Genomic DNA, 14958 nt, shown 5'->3' with positions numbered 1-14958 from the left:
CTCTCACCATCCCGGCCCCCGGCCTGACGGCGGCGTCCTCATTTCTCAATCAAATCCCCTATTTTCCTTCATACGTAATCAACGCATCCACCTGATAGTTCTCCAAACGGTCCCTGCCGTGTAAACCTGCCAGTTCCATTACAAAACAGATTTTCACAACCTCACCGCCCAGTTTTTCGATCAGTTTGATGATCGCTTCCGTCGTTCCCCCGGTGGCAATCAGGTCGTCTACGATAACTACCTTCTGTCCCGGTTTTATAGAATCTTCATGCATTTCAATCACCGCGCTGCCGTATTCCAAATCATATTCCATGGAAACTGTCTTGCATGGCAGTTTTCCCTTTTTTCTTACGGGTACAAAGCCCTTATGAAGCGCGTAGGCAACCGGAACTCCGAAGATAAATCCTCTGGACTCGGGTCCCACGACGACGTCGAAGTCAACGCCTTCTAAATCTTTAAGAATCCTGTCTACCGACATGTGGAGTCCGTCCGGATCCTGGAGAATTGTTGTAATATCCCTGAAAATAATTCCCGGCTCCGGAAAGTCCGGAATGCTTCTCACATATTCTTCTAACTTTTTCATCTGTCTGCCTCTCTTCTTTATATACTCTTCTATCTTTTCTTTTATTTTCTCTTCTGTTTTTTTATCTCCGGTTTGGAAATGACTCGCCGTGCCATTCTTCATCCAGTCTGTCATACGGCGTCGGTTTCCTGCATTTCTTCCTGAACATCCAACCTCCCACTGCCAGGAGAATCAGGAGCAGCAGAGCCGAGGCGCTGATAACCGCTCCCAGCTTCAGCCCTTCCGGCATGTACTTAAGGACCACCGTATGGCGTCCGGCCGAAAGTTCAAGTCCCGAGAAGGTTCCGTAAATCTGTTTTATTGTCACAGGATTGCCGTCGACCAGGGCTGTCCAGCCTTTATCATATGGAATCGACATGAACATGGTTCCGCCGTCCCCGGCATCTATATTTCCCTCCAGGTAATCGTCGTCCCATACCCCGAGAATAAACGGATTTGCATTCAGGCGCTCGTAGATTGCCTTGAGCCCTTCTTCCTTAAACAGGTATGCCTCCGCATTCAGACCGTCCGAATTATCCTTATTTTCAAGCGTGACGGTTTCTCCTGCTTTACAGTAGCCAACCTCCACCAGATATCCGCGGTTCAGGCTGTCAAAGGTCTTAATATCCTCCCTGGCCGCCATTTTTACGGACTTTACCTGATGGTTCATAACATAAATATAGTATTCCCCGTCTTTTTCAGGCGTGAAACTGAACGTGCCGCCGTCATTCTCTCCCATCACCGTTTCAAACACAGGAGGCGTATCCAGGGCGTCACAGAGGTCGTTCTGGACGTCGATGGGATTCGGAAGATCCAGTTTCCATCCCGTCTCCATGATATCGGGCATCATAAAGCCCAGCGGCAGCGTATACGGATTTTCATAGAGGAAAGTCTCCCCTGAAAAATCCTTAAGCTGGATTCTGGGATTTAACTGTCTGTTGTTGTACAGCGCATATCGGACCGAAAACAGGGAGTCGATCAGCGGGGTGCTTCCGACAATGCTGTATGCATTAGTCGAGCCCTCACAGCCGACGTTCTTAAAGAAGGAAGTCATATCGGCGCTGGCCACGGAGGAAAACAGCGAAACGGACGGAAAATTCATCCACGCCCCGTCATTCTTCGTCTTTCCGTCCACCTTGTCCACGCGGTAAAATCCATTTCCCGTCTTAAGATCTTCCGTCAGTTCGATGACGCCCTCATTGTCCGACTTATAAGCCGAACGGCTCGTCGTCGTAATACTGGTCACCGTTGTATTGACCGCTGATTCCACAGCCACGACAGCCAGCGTAAGGAGAGCTGCCGTGGTCCGGGAACGCCGGGGATTCTTATAAAAGTAAATCAGTCCCGCATACACCGCCAAAAACAGGATTGCCACATAAAATACGATGAAATGGTAGGCTTCGTCTTTTACAAATTTCTGTGCCAGCAGCACGTAACCGACCGAACCCCAGAAGGCAATGGCAACATGTTTCTTCGGCGTCTCGTCAAGATACATATAAGCCCGGTAACACATGGACAGTATCAGGAAAATGTAAATAAAGGACTGACGGCACGGCAGGCTGTTGGGATAGTGGAAGCCATGCCAGATAAAATTCAGCACATTGATGGAAAAGCTGGCAAAAAACAAGAGCAAAAGCCCGCAGTAGACCGCCTTTTCCTTCACCGGAATCTTTCTGCACGCCAGGTATAAAAGGAAGAACAGAAAAACGGCGACGCCGCAGTAGATATTAGGCCAGTGGTCCAGCCCGATCTCCGTCTGCACATTCCCGATATGGCGCGCCAGCATATCAATGATGGAGAAATACATCTCATACGTCTTCGGGAAATTGAAATCCCCGGAGGCCGTGGTCTGAAGGGCTGCAATCTCGGGCAGCAGCACAAACGCCGCAAGCGCTCCGGCAATCAGTGAATAGCCGCCAAACTGGACGAGACTGATAAAGAAATCTTTTACCCGTCTCTTTCCCTCCAGAATCAAAAGACAGATAAAGTAAATCACCATAAACAGGCAGATCATGATGGAGATATAGTAGTTGGACAAAATGGAAAGGCCCAGGGTCACACAGTAAAGCATGCCCTTCTTCTCCTTTACCAGCCGTTCCAGCCCCAGCATAATCAGCGGGAACAGAAGGATGCAGTCCAGCCACATAATATTCCAGCTATAGGCCGCCATATATCCCGAGAGGGCATAGAAAATCCCAAAAAATCCCACGCCGAAATCCGAGGTCCGATTGTGTTTTTTCAAATAATAGGAAAAACTGAGGCCGCATAAACCGGTCTTAAACACAATCATGTACGTCATAAATTCTATAATATATTCTTTCGGACAAAGAATCACAAGCCAGTTGAGAGGACTTGCCAGATAGTAGGCATAGAGGGCCGCAAAATTGACGCCCATGCCGATATCCCAGCTGTAAAGCAGGCTGCCGCCGCTTCTCAGTTTATGATGGAACTCCGAAAAGAACGGCGCATACTGATGATACATATCCGTCCGAAGAAAGCTCTCCTGCCCGAACGGGAATATCCCTCTCTGGGCAAAGATGACAACCAGGATAATGACCGGAATAAAAAATGCCGCAATCAGTCCATCCGAAGGATGCAGAATCCCGCCGGAAACGGCTGGACGGAATTCCTCTTCCTCCTCATCCCTTCCGTCGGAATATTCATCGGAAAAATCATCCTGATCCTCTTGCTCCCCATCCGGGTAATCGTCCTGCTGATCTTCCTCAAACAGGTAACTCTCCTGAGAAGGCGCTTCATCCGGACCTTCTTCCGGATCTTCTTTCGGTCCTTCTGTATATTCGGGGTTCTCTTCGCAGCCGGTTTCTTCCTGTGTTCCTATCTCTTCACGGGTGGCTGCTGCTTCCCGTATTCCCGGTTCTTCCTGCCTTCTGCGTTCATCTTCTATTTTAAACGTCTGCTGAGACTCCGGCAGGTTTTTCTGTTCCGGTGTTTCTTCCATATAGAGAAATTCCTCCTCCGACGTTTCACGCGGCTGTTTCCAGGCTTTTACCCTGCCCGTGCCGGGACGTCCTGTTTCCTGTTTTTTTGCAGAACTCTGCTGAGACGGTTCCTGCTGTTCCCGTCCCCTCCTATTCCGGTCGTTCATATTCTGGTCCCCTATGTTCCGTTTTCCCGCATTTCTATCCCTTATATTCAATTCTCCTGTGTTCTGTCCATTTATATTCCGGTTCGCCGCGGGCTGTTCCGTCTTCTCCCGCGCTGTCTGCCTTCCCGCCGACACCTGCTCCAGCACTTCATCAAATTCTTTGGAAATTCCGGATATTTCATCCCTGTCCATAGGTTCCTCCAAAACGTCAGTTATTCTCCGCTGTCTTTTTAAATATAAATAACTTGCTGAATATATAATTCAGTACCAGCGATAATGCCGACACTGCGACTTTTCCAATCCATTCATTCCATCCCATCACATCCACGATTACCACCATGGCAGCCACGGTAAATGCTCCGGTCAGCGCACGGCATGAGACAAAGGAAACAAATTCCTTGCCCAGCTCCTTCGGACGGAATGTATAACTCTGAAATACAAAAAGCTTGTTTGTCACAAATGCAAAGATGACTGCCGCCGCCCAGGATGCGATAGAAGACAGTGCAACCGAATGGCCGAACCATCTCATCAGCGGATAAACAAGCCAGTCCACTGCCGTCGTAAGGACGCCGAAAATAAAGTAGGAGACCGTCTCACGGTTTACAAACCTTGCCCACAGTTTTCCCAGTTTTCCATTTAACATATCAGATTCCTCATAATTTCCCTTATTTATACCAATTAACGCAACCGCTTTGCCTTTCTGCGAGGCGGTTCGCAGCTAAATGCCGCCCTCCGGACAATTATCTTTATTCTATATTAGCCTGTCTCTCTTGTAAAGGTTTACACCGCTTCCTGACGAAATTTGTAAGATTTACGGTTACAGGAACGGTTTATCATTTAATGGGGTGCCGATAACGAAAAAGATTGTATGGGCCGCCGGCATGGCAATGCCCATACAATCTCATCATATCACATATTGCTCAGAAGCAGCTTATTTCGTCCCATTGAGATATTTGTTTACGCTGACAATCTTCACACAGAGAGCAAACAGTTCCGTAGCAGTGATAAGATCCTGAAGCGGCGGATAGGACGGTGCAATACGGATATTGCTGTCATGAGGATCCTTGCCGTAAGGATAGGTAGCGCCTGCCCCTGTCATCACAACGCCTGCTTTCTTACATTTTGCCACGATATCTTTAGCACAGCCGTCCAGAGAATCGAAAGAAATAAAATATCCTCCTTTCGGACTGGTCCAGGTACCGATTCCAAGTCCATCGAGTTCGCGGGCGAGAATGTTCTCCACCGCCTCAAACTTCGGTCTTAAAATCTCGGCATGTTTGCGCATATGCTCTACCATGCCGTGGATATTCTTGAAATAGCGGACATGACGGAGCTGGTTCACCTTGTCATGGCCGATTGTCTGCATTCTCAACTGTTTCTTGATATCTTCCAGGTTATTGTGGGATGTTGCAATCGCCGCAATACCGGAACCCGGGAAGCTGATTTTGGATGTGGAGGAAAACTTGTATGCCAGATCCGGATTTCCCGCTCTCTTGCACTCAGCCAGAATTTCAATCAGGTTATCCTGATCATCGTCATATAAATGATGCACGCTGTATGCATTATCCCAGTAAATTCTGAAATCGGCTGCAGCCGGTTTCAATCTTGCAAAACGGCGGACCGTCTGATCCGAGTAGGAATTACCGGTTGGGTTAGAATACTTCGGGACACACCAGATGCCTTTGATCGTCTCATCAGTGGACACGAGGTTCTCAACCATATCCATATCAGGTCCGTCTTCCGTCATCGGTACATTAATCATCTCGATGCCAAAATACTCGGTAATGGCAAAATGTCTGTCATAACCAGGTACGGGACATAAGAATTTCACTTTATCAAGCTTGCACCACGGAGTGTTCCCCATTACGCCGTGAGTCATGGAACGTGAAATTGTGTCGTACATAATATTCAGGCTGGAGTTGCCGTAAATAATAATATTATCAGCCGGAACTTCAATCATGTCGCCAAGCAGCTCTTTCGCTTCTTTAATACCGTCGAGTACACCGTAATTACGGCAGTCTGTACCATCTTCACATGTCAGGTCACAGTCACTGCTCAGCACATCCATCATTCCCATTGATAAATCGAGCTGTTCCACGCTTGGTTTTCCGCGCGACATGTCAAGTTTTAAATCCTTCCCCTGAAATGCATGGTACTGGGCAGACAGGTCTTTCTTAAGCTCCAACAACTCTTCTCTCGTCAATTCGCTGTATGGCTTCATCCTCAAATTCCTCCTTAATCATTCCAATATCTGTTTTTCCGGCCCCTCAGGCACAAGCCTGTATTTATTTCCAAACAATCACCGAAAAGCAGTAAGATAATGATAGCATAAATACAGAACGCCTGACAAGCGGATTTTTGTATAAATATGTACCGTTTTTTGGCGAAATAATAATAACATTGACATGTTTCCCTGCTGAATGCTATAATGCTGGATGCTGTAATTGTTAGCACGCTAATTAACAGGAGGATAAAAATGTCAGCTACAGCTATGTCAAATGAAAATAAAATGGGCACCATGCCCGTCAATAAACTACTGGTTTCCATGTCGCTTCCCATGATTGCGTCCATGCTGGTACAGGCTCTTTACAACGTCGTAGACAGTGTCTTCGTCGCCCAGATCAGTGAGAATGCCCTGACTGCGGTGTCACTTGCTTTTCCTATCCAGAGCCTTATGATCGCGGTGTCATCCGGAACATGTGTCGGCATCAATGCCCTGCTCTCCCGCTCCCTCGGTGAAAAGCGCCAGAAGGAAGCCAACCTTTCAGCCGCCAACGGCGTATTTCTGGCCTTTGTCAGCTACCTTGTTTTTGCACTGATTGGAATCTTCGGTTCACGTCTGTTCTTCGCAAGCCAGACGGAGAACGTGGAAATCATAGAATACGGTACGCAGTATCTCACCATCTGCCTGGTTTTCTCCTTCGGTATTTTCATGGAGATGACATTTGAGCGAATTATGCAGTCCACCGGCCGGACCATCTACAGCATGGTGACACAGGGAACCGGAGCCATCATCAACATTATCCTGGATCCGATTATGATTTTCGGTCTGTTCGGTTTCCCTCGTCTCGGAATTCAGGGAGCCGCCATCGCCACGGTCACAGGCCAGATTATCGCAATGATACTTGCCATTTTGTTTAATAAAAAGAAAAACCATGACGTTCAGCTCTCTATAAAAGGCTTCAGGCCCGACGGCCGCATCATCGCCAAGATTTACGAGGTGGGTGTTCCTTCCATTGTTATGCAGTCTATCGTCTCCATCATGACCTTTGGTATGAATAAAATTCTTATCATGTTTTCCGAGACGGCCGTTTCCGTCCTGGGTATTTACTTCAAGCTCCAGAGTTTCATCTTTATGCCTATTTTCGGATTAAATAACGGTGTGATTCCGATTGTTGCCTACAACTACGGAGCGGGAAACAGAAAGAGAATCATGGATACCATTAAACTGAGCACCTTCATCGCCATCGGAATTATGCTGATCGGCCTTATCATCTTCCAGTTGTTCCCGGAATGGCTGCTGATGCTTTTCAACGCCTCCGATCACATGCTGGAAGTCGGCGCACCGGCGCTGCGCATCATCAGCACCAGCTTCCTGTTTGCAGGCTACTGCATCATACTCGGCTCCGTTTTCCAGGCGCTGGGCAACGGAATCTACAGCCTCGTCGTATCCGTAGCCAGACAGCTTTTCTGCATCCTGCCTCTGGCTTACCTATTCGCAAAAGTGGCGGGCCTCCACGCTGTGTGGTACTCCTTCCCGCTGGCGGAACTTATCTCTGTCACACTGACTACGATTCTGTTCAGGAGAATTTATGTGAAAAAGATTAAGACACTTTCCCGATAGGGGGTGCTGATTGTCGATATGACCGCTCTCCCAATATATCATTGTTTTGATTGAGAAATGAGGACGCCGCCGTCAGGCCAGGGACCGGAGTGGTGAGGGGGAGCGATGAGTCTTTCGTCCCGGGCGTCAGGTTGTCGTGGGCGGGGAATCCGGGCAGAAAAAGTTCCTGCGGGAAACGCTTGCGCTCGTTGGAGTACATAATGGGGATTTGATTGAGAAATGAGGACGCCGCCGTCAAGCCGGGGACCGGGGTGGTGAGGGGGATCGATGAGTCTTTCGTCCCGGGCGTCAGGGTATCGCGGGCGGGGAATCCGGGCAGAAAAAGTTCCTGCGGGAAACGCTTGCGCTCGTTGGAGTACATAATGGTACTAACCTCGAAAAAACCTCGGTAAGTACCAATGGACTCCAGGTTCCCTCCGGAATCTTTTTCTCCCTTCTTCCCCGCAGGAAGGTTATGGCCGGGACGAAAGACTCAGCCAAGACGCTGCCCGGCCCCGGCCTGCGGCGGTTTCGCTGTCCTCTTTCTTCAATGGGGGAGGCGCTTGTCGCTGCCACTACGTCTTTATAGAATGCCTGAAAACTACATCCTGTACACTATGAGACTATGTAAACGCTCTAAGATTATAATCTTATAATCTTAGAGCGTTTATTCTGATCCTCTTTTTATGCAGCCCAAGATGTCATCAGAATGTAAAATAGTTACGACTATATCGTGGCCGCGACAATACCACCACCACACTTGACGAAAGAGACAATCAGCCCCTGAAGCCGGCGGACGGGGCAATACCTTCCCTGAGTCTTCAGTCCCGCCAACAACCTGCCCGGGGAAGGAAGGAGAAAACTTTCCGAAGGGGACCTTGGAATCCGCCGGTGCTTAGCGAGGTTCTTTCGAGCTTAGCATCCGCTGCGCATTCCACAAGCGGAAGCGAGTCCCCGTAGGAATTTTTTCTCCTGGATTCCCCCTCACCACACCTTACCAACCGGGACTGAAGACTCATCAACAACCTCCCACTCCCCCGTCCGCCGTCTTACAGAGGCGTCCTCGCATCTCAATTAAATCCCCAGCAGACACAGTAACATCTGCTTCATCGCCAAAGCCTCATGCCTCCTCATCAGTCGCTCCATTTTCTTAAGATTGTAATCCGAATGCTCCAACTGCCTGGACCAGAGATGGGCTGTCTCTATCTGGTTCTCTTCCGTGAAGTTCCCGGTCTCTTTAAGAATTCCCAGATCTGCTTCCCGTATTACCAGACAACTGAATACAGCCATCTTGACTGCGGTCAGCAATTGCCCGTCATATACGGCTCCCAGTACATAGGTATAGAGGAAATACCTCATCAGTTTTTCCATATCGGAATCGATGAAAGGATATACCTGTTTTAGCTTTTTCTGCAGTTCACTGCGGGAAAGCTCCTGATTCTGCGCGGAATGCTCCGCGGCTCCGGTATTCCCGCCATATAATACTTTCGCATACCTCCCGGCCATCTCTTTCCACCTGCGTGAAACTGGTTCAAGGGTATCGGTCAGTTCCAGGTAAAGACACATCAGGCTGTCCCTCTGCCTCTCCCCCGCCCCGCCTTTATATGAGCGGTACAGGGAGAGCAGGCGTTCTCTGTTCGCCGGCAGAGTGTAGCGGGCAAGCAGCCGTTCAATACTGTCCTTCCGGCCGTTTTCCAGTCTTTTTTGGGCGTCATGTGCCAGAGTCAGAATAACCGCCATCCTGGTTTCCATCTCTACACCTTCCCATGAGAGTATGGTATAGAAGGACTCCCTGACTTTTAGAAGCTGCCTGAGCAGATGCGTGTCCACCTCGCTGTCCGCCCTTTTCCGGTCTTTTCTATTTTCAACCGCTTTCCTGCGAATGTAGTATTCGGGGATGGCTGTTTGCACATTCTTAAGCCGCCTTGTTTTATCCTCCGCTTTTGTTTTCCCGGCGCTCTCATCCTCTCCCCTTCTTCCTGTTCCCAGGATCAGCCTGGCAGCCTCAGGGCAGGCCAGGGAGAGCGTCACCTCGCGCAGCGGGCCGTAGTCCTCCATATGGCGCGGAAAATCGCGGCAGGTTCTGCACAGGCTCTTTTCTCCGAGGCAGGTATACATATCGCAGAGGTTTTCCCGATTTAAAAACGGGCATCTTCCCTCCCTCTGGATGAAGCTGCCCGTCCCGGTGTCGATGGACTCACGAAGCCGTCTTCCAAATTCCCCTTTCACGCACTGGTAGCGTTTCAGGGAAACCGGATCGATGGAGACTCCCCACGAGGCACAGCACGTGTCTTCGCAGAGGGAGCCTGTACATGAAAATTCTCTATAGTAGTGCGGATAGCGCACCGTAATTATTTTTTTCATTCATTAGCCTGTTCTTTCATCCGTTAACCGGTTCTTTAGACGCTGCCTTTTCTCTCATTCCAGCACCTTCATCATCTCTCCCAGCCGGCGCAGGGCTTCATCCAGGGTATCCTTCTGCCTTGCAAAATGCAGACGGATCAGATGGTTCACCTCTTCTTTAAAGAAGCTGGAACCGGGTACTGCGGCCACGCCGTATTGATTGATCATCCACTCACAGAATTCCAGATCCGTATATCCTTTAAACTGAGGCAGGGCAAGGAAATCGGAAATATCGATCAGGATAAAATAGGAACCCTGGGGAACCGTATGCTTCAGCCCGATTTTTCCCAGCCCCGCCACAAAATAGTCTCTTTTCTCCGTATAAATCTGCTGAAGCTCCTCGTAATATTCCGGTCCGAAATTCAGGCCCACGGTTGCCGCCTCCTGAAGCGGAGCCGCCGCCCCGACGGTCAGGAAATCATGGACTTTCTTCGCTCCCTCAATCACTTCCTCCGGCCCGATCAGATAGCCGAGCCGCCATCCCGTAATCGAGTAGGTCTTGGAAAGCGAATTGCAGGTAATCGTCCTTTCATACATGCCCGGCAGGCCTGCCATATGTACGTGCACATTGGGTTTGAAAATAATGTGCTCGTATACCTCATCCGTCACGACAAAGGCATCGTATTTCTCAGCCAGGGAACCGATAAAGGTAAGTTCCTCCCGCGTAAACACCTTGCCGCAGGGGTTGGACGGATTGCAGACGATAATGGCTTTTACCCCCTGTTTAAACGCATCCTCCAAAACTTCACGGTCAAAGTTAAATTCCGGCGGAATGAGCGGTACATAAATCGGATTAGCGCCCGAAAGAATGGCGTCTGCCCCATAGTTTTCATAAAACGGGGAAAATACGATGACATTGTCTCCGGGATTGCAGATGGTCATCATAGCGGCCATCATGGCCTCCGTCCCCCCGCATGTCACAACGATCTCTTTATCGGGATCAATCGCACGCCCGATGGCATTACCGTGTTTCCTGGCCAGAGCCTCACGGATATTATCGGCGCCGAACGTGATGCTGTACTGGTGAGGTCCCTCCGCTGCGGCTTTTGCCAGTGCATCGGTTATCTCCTTCGGCGGGTCAAAGTCAGGAAACCCCTGGGATAAATTGATGGAACCTTCTTTTGCGTCGCTGATTCTCGTCATTCTCCGGATGACGGAATCTGTAAATGTGCCGACGCGGTCACTTAATTTTGGCATAATCTTTTCCTCCTGAACTTCCATTGATAGAACTTTATAATACCTTACTTAAAAAGTCCTTCGTCCTCTCCTGCTTCGGATCTCCGAAGATCTGCGCCGGAATTCCCGCCTCTGCGATCATTCCTTCATCCATAAAGAGGACACGGTCCGAAACTTCTCTTGCAAATCCCATCTCGTGGGTTACAATCACGGTCGTCAGTCCCGTTGTCACCAGTTCCTTGATAACAGCCAGAACTTCACCAACCATTTCCGGGTCCAGGGCGGAAGTCGGCTCATCAAACAGCATTACCTCCGGCTCCATAGCCAGGGCGCGGACAATAGCAAGACGCTGTTTCTGTCCGCCGGAAAGCTTTGTGGGGCGTACCCCCGCCTTTTCATAGAGGCCGACGCGTTTTAAAAGCTCCGCCGCCATCTCATGCGCTTCCTCTCGGTTTTTCATTCCCAGAAGCACGGGCGCCATTGTGATATTCTCTTCCACCGACATGTTGGGGAAAACGTTAAAATGCTGGAATACCATTCCCATCTTCTGCCTGTGCACGTTGATATCCACTTTTTTATCGGTTAAATCCACATCATGGAAAAATATCTTTCCGCTGCTTGGAGTCTCCAAAAGATTCAGGCAGCGCAGCAGCGTGCTTTTGCCGGAACCCGACGGACCGATGATAGAAACCACCTCGTTCTGGTGGATTTCTTCCGTCACGCCTTTTAACACCTGAAGCTTTCCAAAATCTTTTCTCAGATTTTCTACCCTAATCATTGCTTGCCATCCTCCTCTCAAATACCGTGATCAGCTTGCTGAGCGTAAACGTCAGCAGGAAGTAAATAATTCCGACGATGATAAGCGGTTCCAGCGTCAGATATAAAGCGCCGTTAATGGTGCGGAATGTCGTCATCAAATCGCCGAGGAAGAATGTGGACGCAAGGGAAGTCTCCTTAATATCCGTAACAAATTCGTTGCCTAGGGCAGGGAGAATATTTTTAAGGGCCTGGGGAAGAATGACCTTCTTCATAGCCTGGGAGGTATTCAAACCGAGGCTCCTGGCGGCTTCCATCTGACCCGGATCCACGGCCTGGATTCCGGCGCGGATAATCTCGGACACATAGGCCGTTGCATTTAGCACAAGGGCGGTGCAGACACAGGTGAACTTTGACGGTTCCCACGGCAGGATCTGCGGCACCAGAAAATAGAACAGGTACAGCTGAAGCAGCAGCGGGGTTCCTCTCATAATCTCAATATAGGCGGTGGACAGAAATGAGAGTATCTTAAATTTTCCCATCTTCGCCAGAGCCACCAGCGTTCCAAGCACGGTACCCATCGTAACCGTAATCAGGGCCAGCAGCAGTGTATAACTCATTCCTTCCAGGAACAGTCCGCTGTAACGCTGTACCAGCATCATTATATTTCCTACCATAGCATCCTCCATTTTCCTGAACTGCGCAGTATTTCTTCACTGCGGTCATTTCTAACATGTAAAAGGGGGTGGCGGAACCTTCCGGCCTCTCACCGGACGCTCCGCCACTCCCGCAGACATTTTCTTTTCCGGAAAGTAACTTTTCATTACCTTCTGAACCGTTACCGGGAATTGTTACTATTCATAACCCCGCTGTAAAGCGCGGTTCTGCGAACAGTAACCGGGAATTACTTTACTCCCTGAATTTCATTCGATAACTGGCTGGCTTCGTCGATCCACTGGTAGTAGATTTCACTGTCCACCACTTCCTTGACAATTCCGTTGATCTCAGCAAGGAATTCCGGCTCGTTCTTTACAACGCCGGCTACCACGCCGAGGGAAGTGTAATCAAATTTCTCATCACATTCAACCAGATCCGGGTAATTGGCAAGATAATTGTCGGCCGCTACGCTTGCAAGGGCGATTCCTGCCACTTTACCCGTCTTTAACATCATGATTCCGTCCGTCACGGCGCTGACCACCTCGCATTTTGCATCCGGAACCTGTGTTGTGACCAGATCATACTGCAGAGTTCCGTTCTGGGCGGCAATGCTCTGTCCTGCAAAATCGGCAAGTGTTTTATATTTATCGGCATCCTCTTTCAGGATTACGATTACCTGGTCGCCGTCATTATAATATACATCCGAAAAGTCCATGGTAGTCTTCCGCTCTTCCTTCGGCACCATGCCGCAGATGGTAAGGTCCACACGGCCCTGGCCGATGGCCGCCATGCAGGCGTCAAACGCCATGGCTTCAATCTGAAGTTTCACTCCCAGCTTATCGGCAATGTATTTTGCCAGTTCCATATCGGCGCCGACATATTTTTCCTGGCCGTCTTTTGTGATGTCCTCAAATTCATAAGGCGGATAATCCGGGGATGTCGCTACCTTTAAAACACCGGCCTCCTTGATTGCCTTTAAACGCCCGGTCAGCTCTCCCGAAGCTTCCGCACCTTCCAAAGCCTCATCGGCCGCCTTTGTATCGGCTGCCTGTGCCGCACCTCCGTCTGTCTCTACCGCCGCATTAGCAGCCGCTGCCTCCGTGCCTTTCGTGCTTCCTCCGCACGCCGTCAGGCTTAACGCCATTGTTCCCGCAAGTAAAATTGCCAATAACTTTTTCATAATTCTCCTCCATTCCGCCCTTTTTGGGCTATATCCAATTCCAGTTCCGCACGGATGCATCCGCTTACTCAGTCACATCCGCTCCCAGATAAACTTCCAGGGCCGCTCCTGCCATGGCCTTTGCCGCCAGATGCAGAAGCTCATGTGCACCTTCAGAATCGACGATTCTTAAGAAATCCTCCTCATGAGGGCCTGCTTTCGTCATCTTGCCAACACCCAGCGTAGAGTAACAGGTGGGGCATGCATAAGACACATTCCCGATGTCGGAGCTTCCGGAGTGGTATCTGTCTCCCTCCGCCAGTTCCGTGATGCCAAGTCCCGCAAGCTGTCCCTTCATAATATCGTTCAGTTTCTTATTGCGTTTAATGTCATAGTATGTATTCTGCGCCCTCTTAAACTCAAATTTAGCTCCCGTCATCAGGGCCGCTCCCCTGCCGCAGTTTAAGACCTTCTCAATCACTTCTTCCAGATAATCCTTCTGGCCCGCTCTTACGAAAACCGCCATGGATGCATAATCAGGAACGATATTCGGAGCCATGCCGCCGTTCATCACCGTGTAATGGACTCTCACGTCGGGTTCCAGATGCTGCCTGATTGCGTTGATTCCGGCCATCGCTAGGTTGCATGCCTCCAGGGCATTAATGCCGTTCTGCGCATTGCTGGACGCATGGGCCGCAACTCCGTGGAATTCAAAAACAAAATCCGTCATAGCCAGTGTCACCGTATCGACGCTGAAATCCTGATCCAGGTGCATCTGGAATGCAGCAGCCATTCCGTCAAAAGCTCCTTTTTCCGCCATATCGACTTTTCTGCCCGTATTTTCTTCGGCAGGCGTTCCTATGTATACAATTTTTCCTTTAAAAAGCGGTTTTATCTTTGCCAGGGCCGCGCAGGCTGCAAAGGTGCTGGCCGCAATCCAGTTGTGCCCGCAGGCGTGGGCCGGTGCGTCGTGGTTTGGACCGTATCCGGGAAGGGCGTCATATTCTGCTAAAAAGCAGACCGCCGGGCCTTCCTCATCTCCCAGCTCGCAGCGGAACGCCGTGGGAATGCCCATATAAGGGAATTCAACCTTAAATCCCAGTTTGGCGATTTCCTCCGTCAGATATCCGGCTGAAAAGAATTCCCGGTCTCCCAGTTCAGGGTGTTTAAATATGCACTCACTTACCTGTTCCGCCAGGGGAGCTATTGTATCTTCCGCATCCCATAACTGTTTTTTTATACACTCATCAAGCATAAAATCTCTCTTTTCTCTTCATTTTTGAATATATATAAGTTTTATGTGCATAATAATAACA

At 49.6% G+C, this 14958-nt stretch carries 12 protein-coding genes; 1 reads left to right on the top strand and 11 read right to left on the bottom strand.

What is annotated here, in order from left to right:
- Window positions 1-58: 58 nt before the first annotated feature.
- From EJL91_RS23800 to EJL91_RS23785, 4 genes are all read right to left on the bottom strand, one after another.
- Entirely contained in the window at window positions 59-583 is a 525-nt protein-coding gene (locus tag EJL91_RS23800; protein WP_125144471.1) for an adenine phosphoribosyltransferase, read from the bottom strand.
- 61 nt (window positions 584-644) lie between these two features.
- Complete coding sequence (locus EJL91_RS23795; protein WP_125144470.1) at window positions 645-3860, bottom strand: YfhO family protein; 3216 nt, start codon at window positions 3858-3860, stop codon at window positions 645-647.
- 16 nt (window positions 3861-3876) lie between these two features.
- Window positions 3877-4311 (bottom strand): GtrA family protein, encoded by a 435-nt coding sequence (locus tag EJL91_RS23790; RefSeq protein ID WP_125144469.1) that lies wholly within the window; start codon window positions 4309-4311, stop codon window positions 3877-3879.
- Window positions 4312-4599: 288 nt separating this feature from the next.
- Complete coding sequence (locus EJL91_RS23785) at window positions 4600-5889, bottom strand: aspartate aminotransferase type Ic (RefSeq protein ID WP_125144468.1); 1290 nt, start codon at window positions 5887-5889, stop codon at window positions 4600-4602.
- A 255-nt stretch (window positions 5890-6144) separates the two neighbouring features.
- Here EJL91_RS23785 and EJL91_RS23780 point away from each other — a divergent pair, with 255 nt between their 5' ends.
- Window positions 6145-7512 (top strand): MATE family efflux transporter, encoded by a 1368-nt coding sequence (locus tag EJL91_RS23780; protein ID WP_125144467.1) that lies wholly within the window; start codon window positions 6145-6147, stop codon window positions 7510-7512.
- Here the strand turns inward: EJL91_RS23780 and EJL91_RS23775 are convergent.
- From EJL91_RS23775 to EJL91_RS23745, 7 genes are all read right to left on the bottom strand, one after another.
- Window positions 7493-7873, bottom strand: coding sequence for a hypothetical protein (locus EJL91_RS23775; RefSeq protein ID WP_125144466.1), 381 nt, complete (start codon window positions 7871-7873; stop codon window positions 7493-7495). The two genes, EJL91_RS23780 and EJL91_RS23775, sit on opposite strands and share 20 nt — an antisense overlap.
- Window positions 7874-8565: 692 nt before the next feature.
- Complete coding sequence (gene fliB / locus EJL91_RS23770) at window positions 8566-9855, bottom strand: flagellin lysine-N-methylase (protein WP_125144465.1); 1290 nt, start codon at window positions 9853-9855, stop codon at window positions 8566-8568.
- Window positions 9856-9909: 54 nt separating this feature from the next.
- Complete coding sequence (locus tag EJL91_RS23765; RefSeq protein ID WP_125144464.1) at window positions 9910-11091, bottom strand: pyridoxal phosphate-dependent aminotransferase; 1182 nt, start codon at window positions 11089-11091, stop codon at window positions 9910-9912.
- A gap of 34 nt (window positions 11092-11125) precedes the next feature.
- Window positions 11126-11848 (bottom strand): amino acid ABC transporter ATP-binding protein, encoded by a 723-nt coding sequence (locus tag EJL91_RS23760; protein ID WP_125144463.1) that lies wholly within the window; start codon window positions 11846-11848, stop codon window positions 11126-11128.
- Window positions 11841-12503, bottom strand: a complete 663-nt coding sequence (locus EJL91_RS23755) for an amino acid ABC transporter permease (RefSeq protein ID WP_125144462.1) — start codon at window positions 12501-12503, stop codon at window positions 11841-11843. The genes EJL91_RS23760 and EJL91_RS23755 overlap by 8 nt, the downstream gene beginning before the upstream one ends.
- A gap of 227 nt (window positions 12504-12730) precedes the next feature.
- Window positions 12731-13663 carry a transporter substrate-binding domain-containing protein gene (locus tag EJL91_RS23750; RefSeq protein WP_125144461.1) on the bottom strand — a complete coding sequence of 311 codons (933 nt, stop codon included), beginning with the start codon at window positions 13661-13663 and terminating at the stop codon, window positions 12731-12733.
- A 64-nt stretch (window positions 13664-13727) separates the two neighbouring features.
- Window positions 13728-14897, bottom strand: coding sequence for an amidohydrolase (locus EJL91_RS23745; RefSeq protein WP_125144460.1), 1170 nt, complete (start codon window positions 14895-14897; stop codon window positions 13728-13730).
- Window positions 14898-14958: the final 61 nt, after the last annotated feature.

This window comes from Clostridium transplantifaecale (genome assembly GCF_900626075.1).
Lineage (GTDB): Bacteria > Bacillota > Clostridia > Lachnospirales > Lachnospiraceae > Otoolea > Otoolea transplantifaecalis.
Note: the sequence above shows the minus strand (reverse complement) of the source record. Positions and strands in the feature narration are given on the sequence as shown.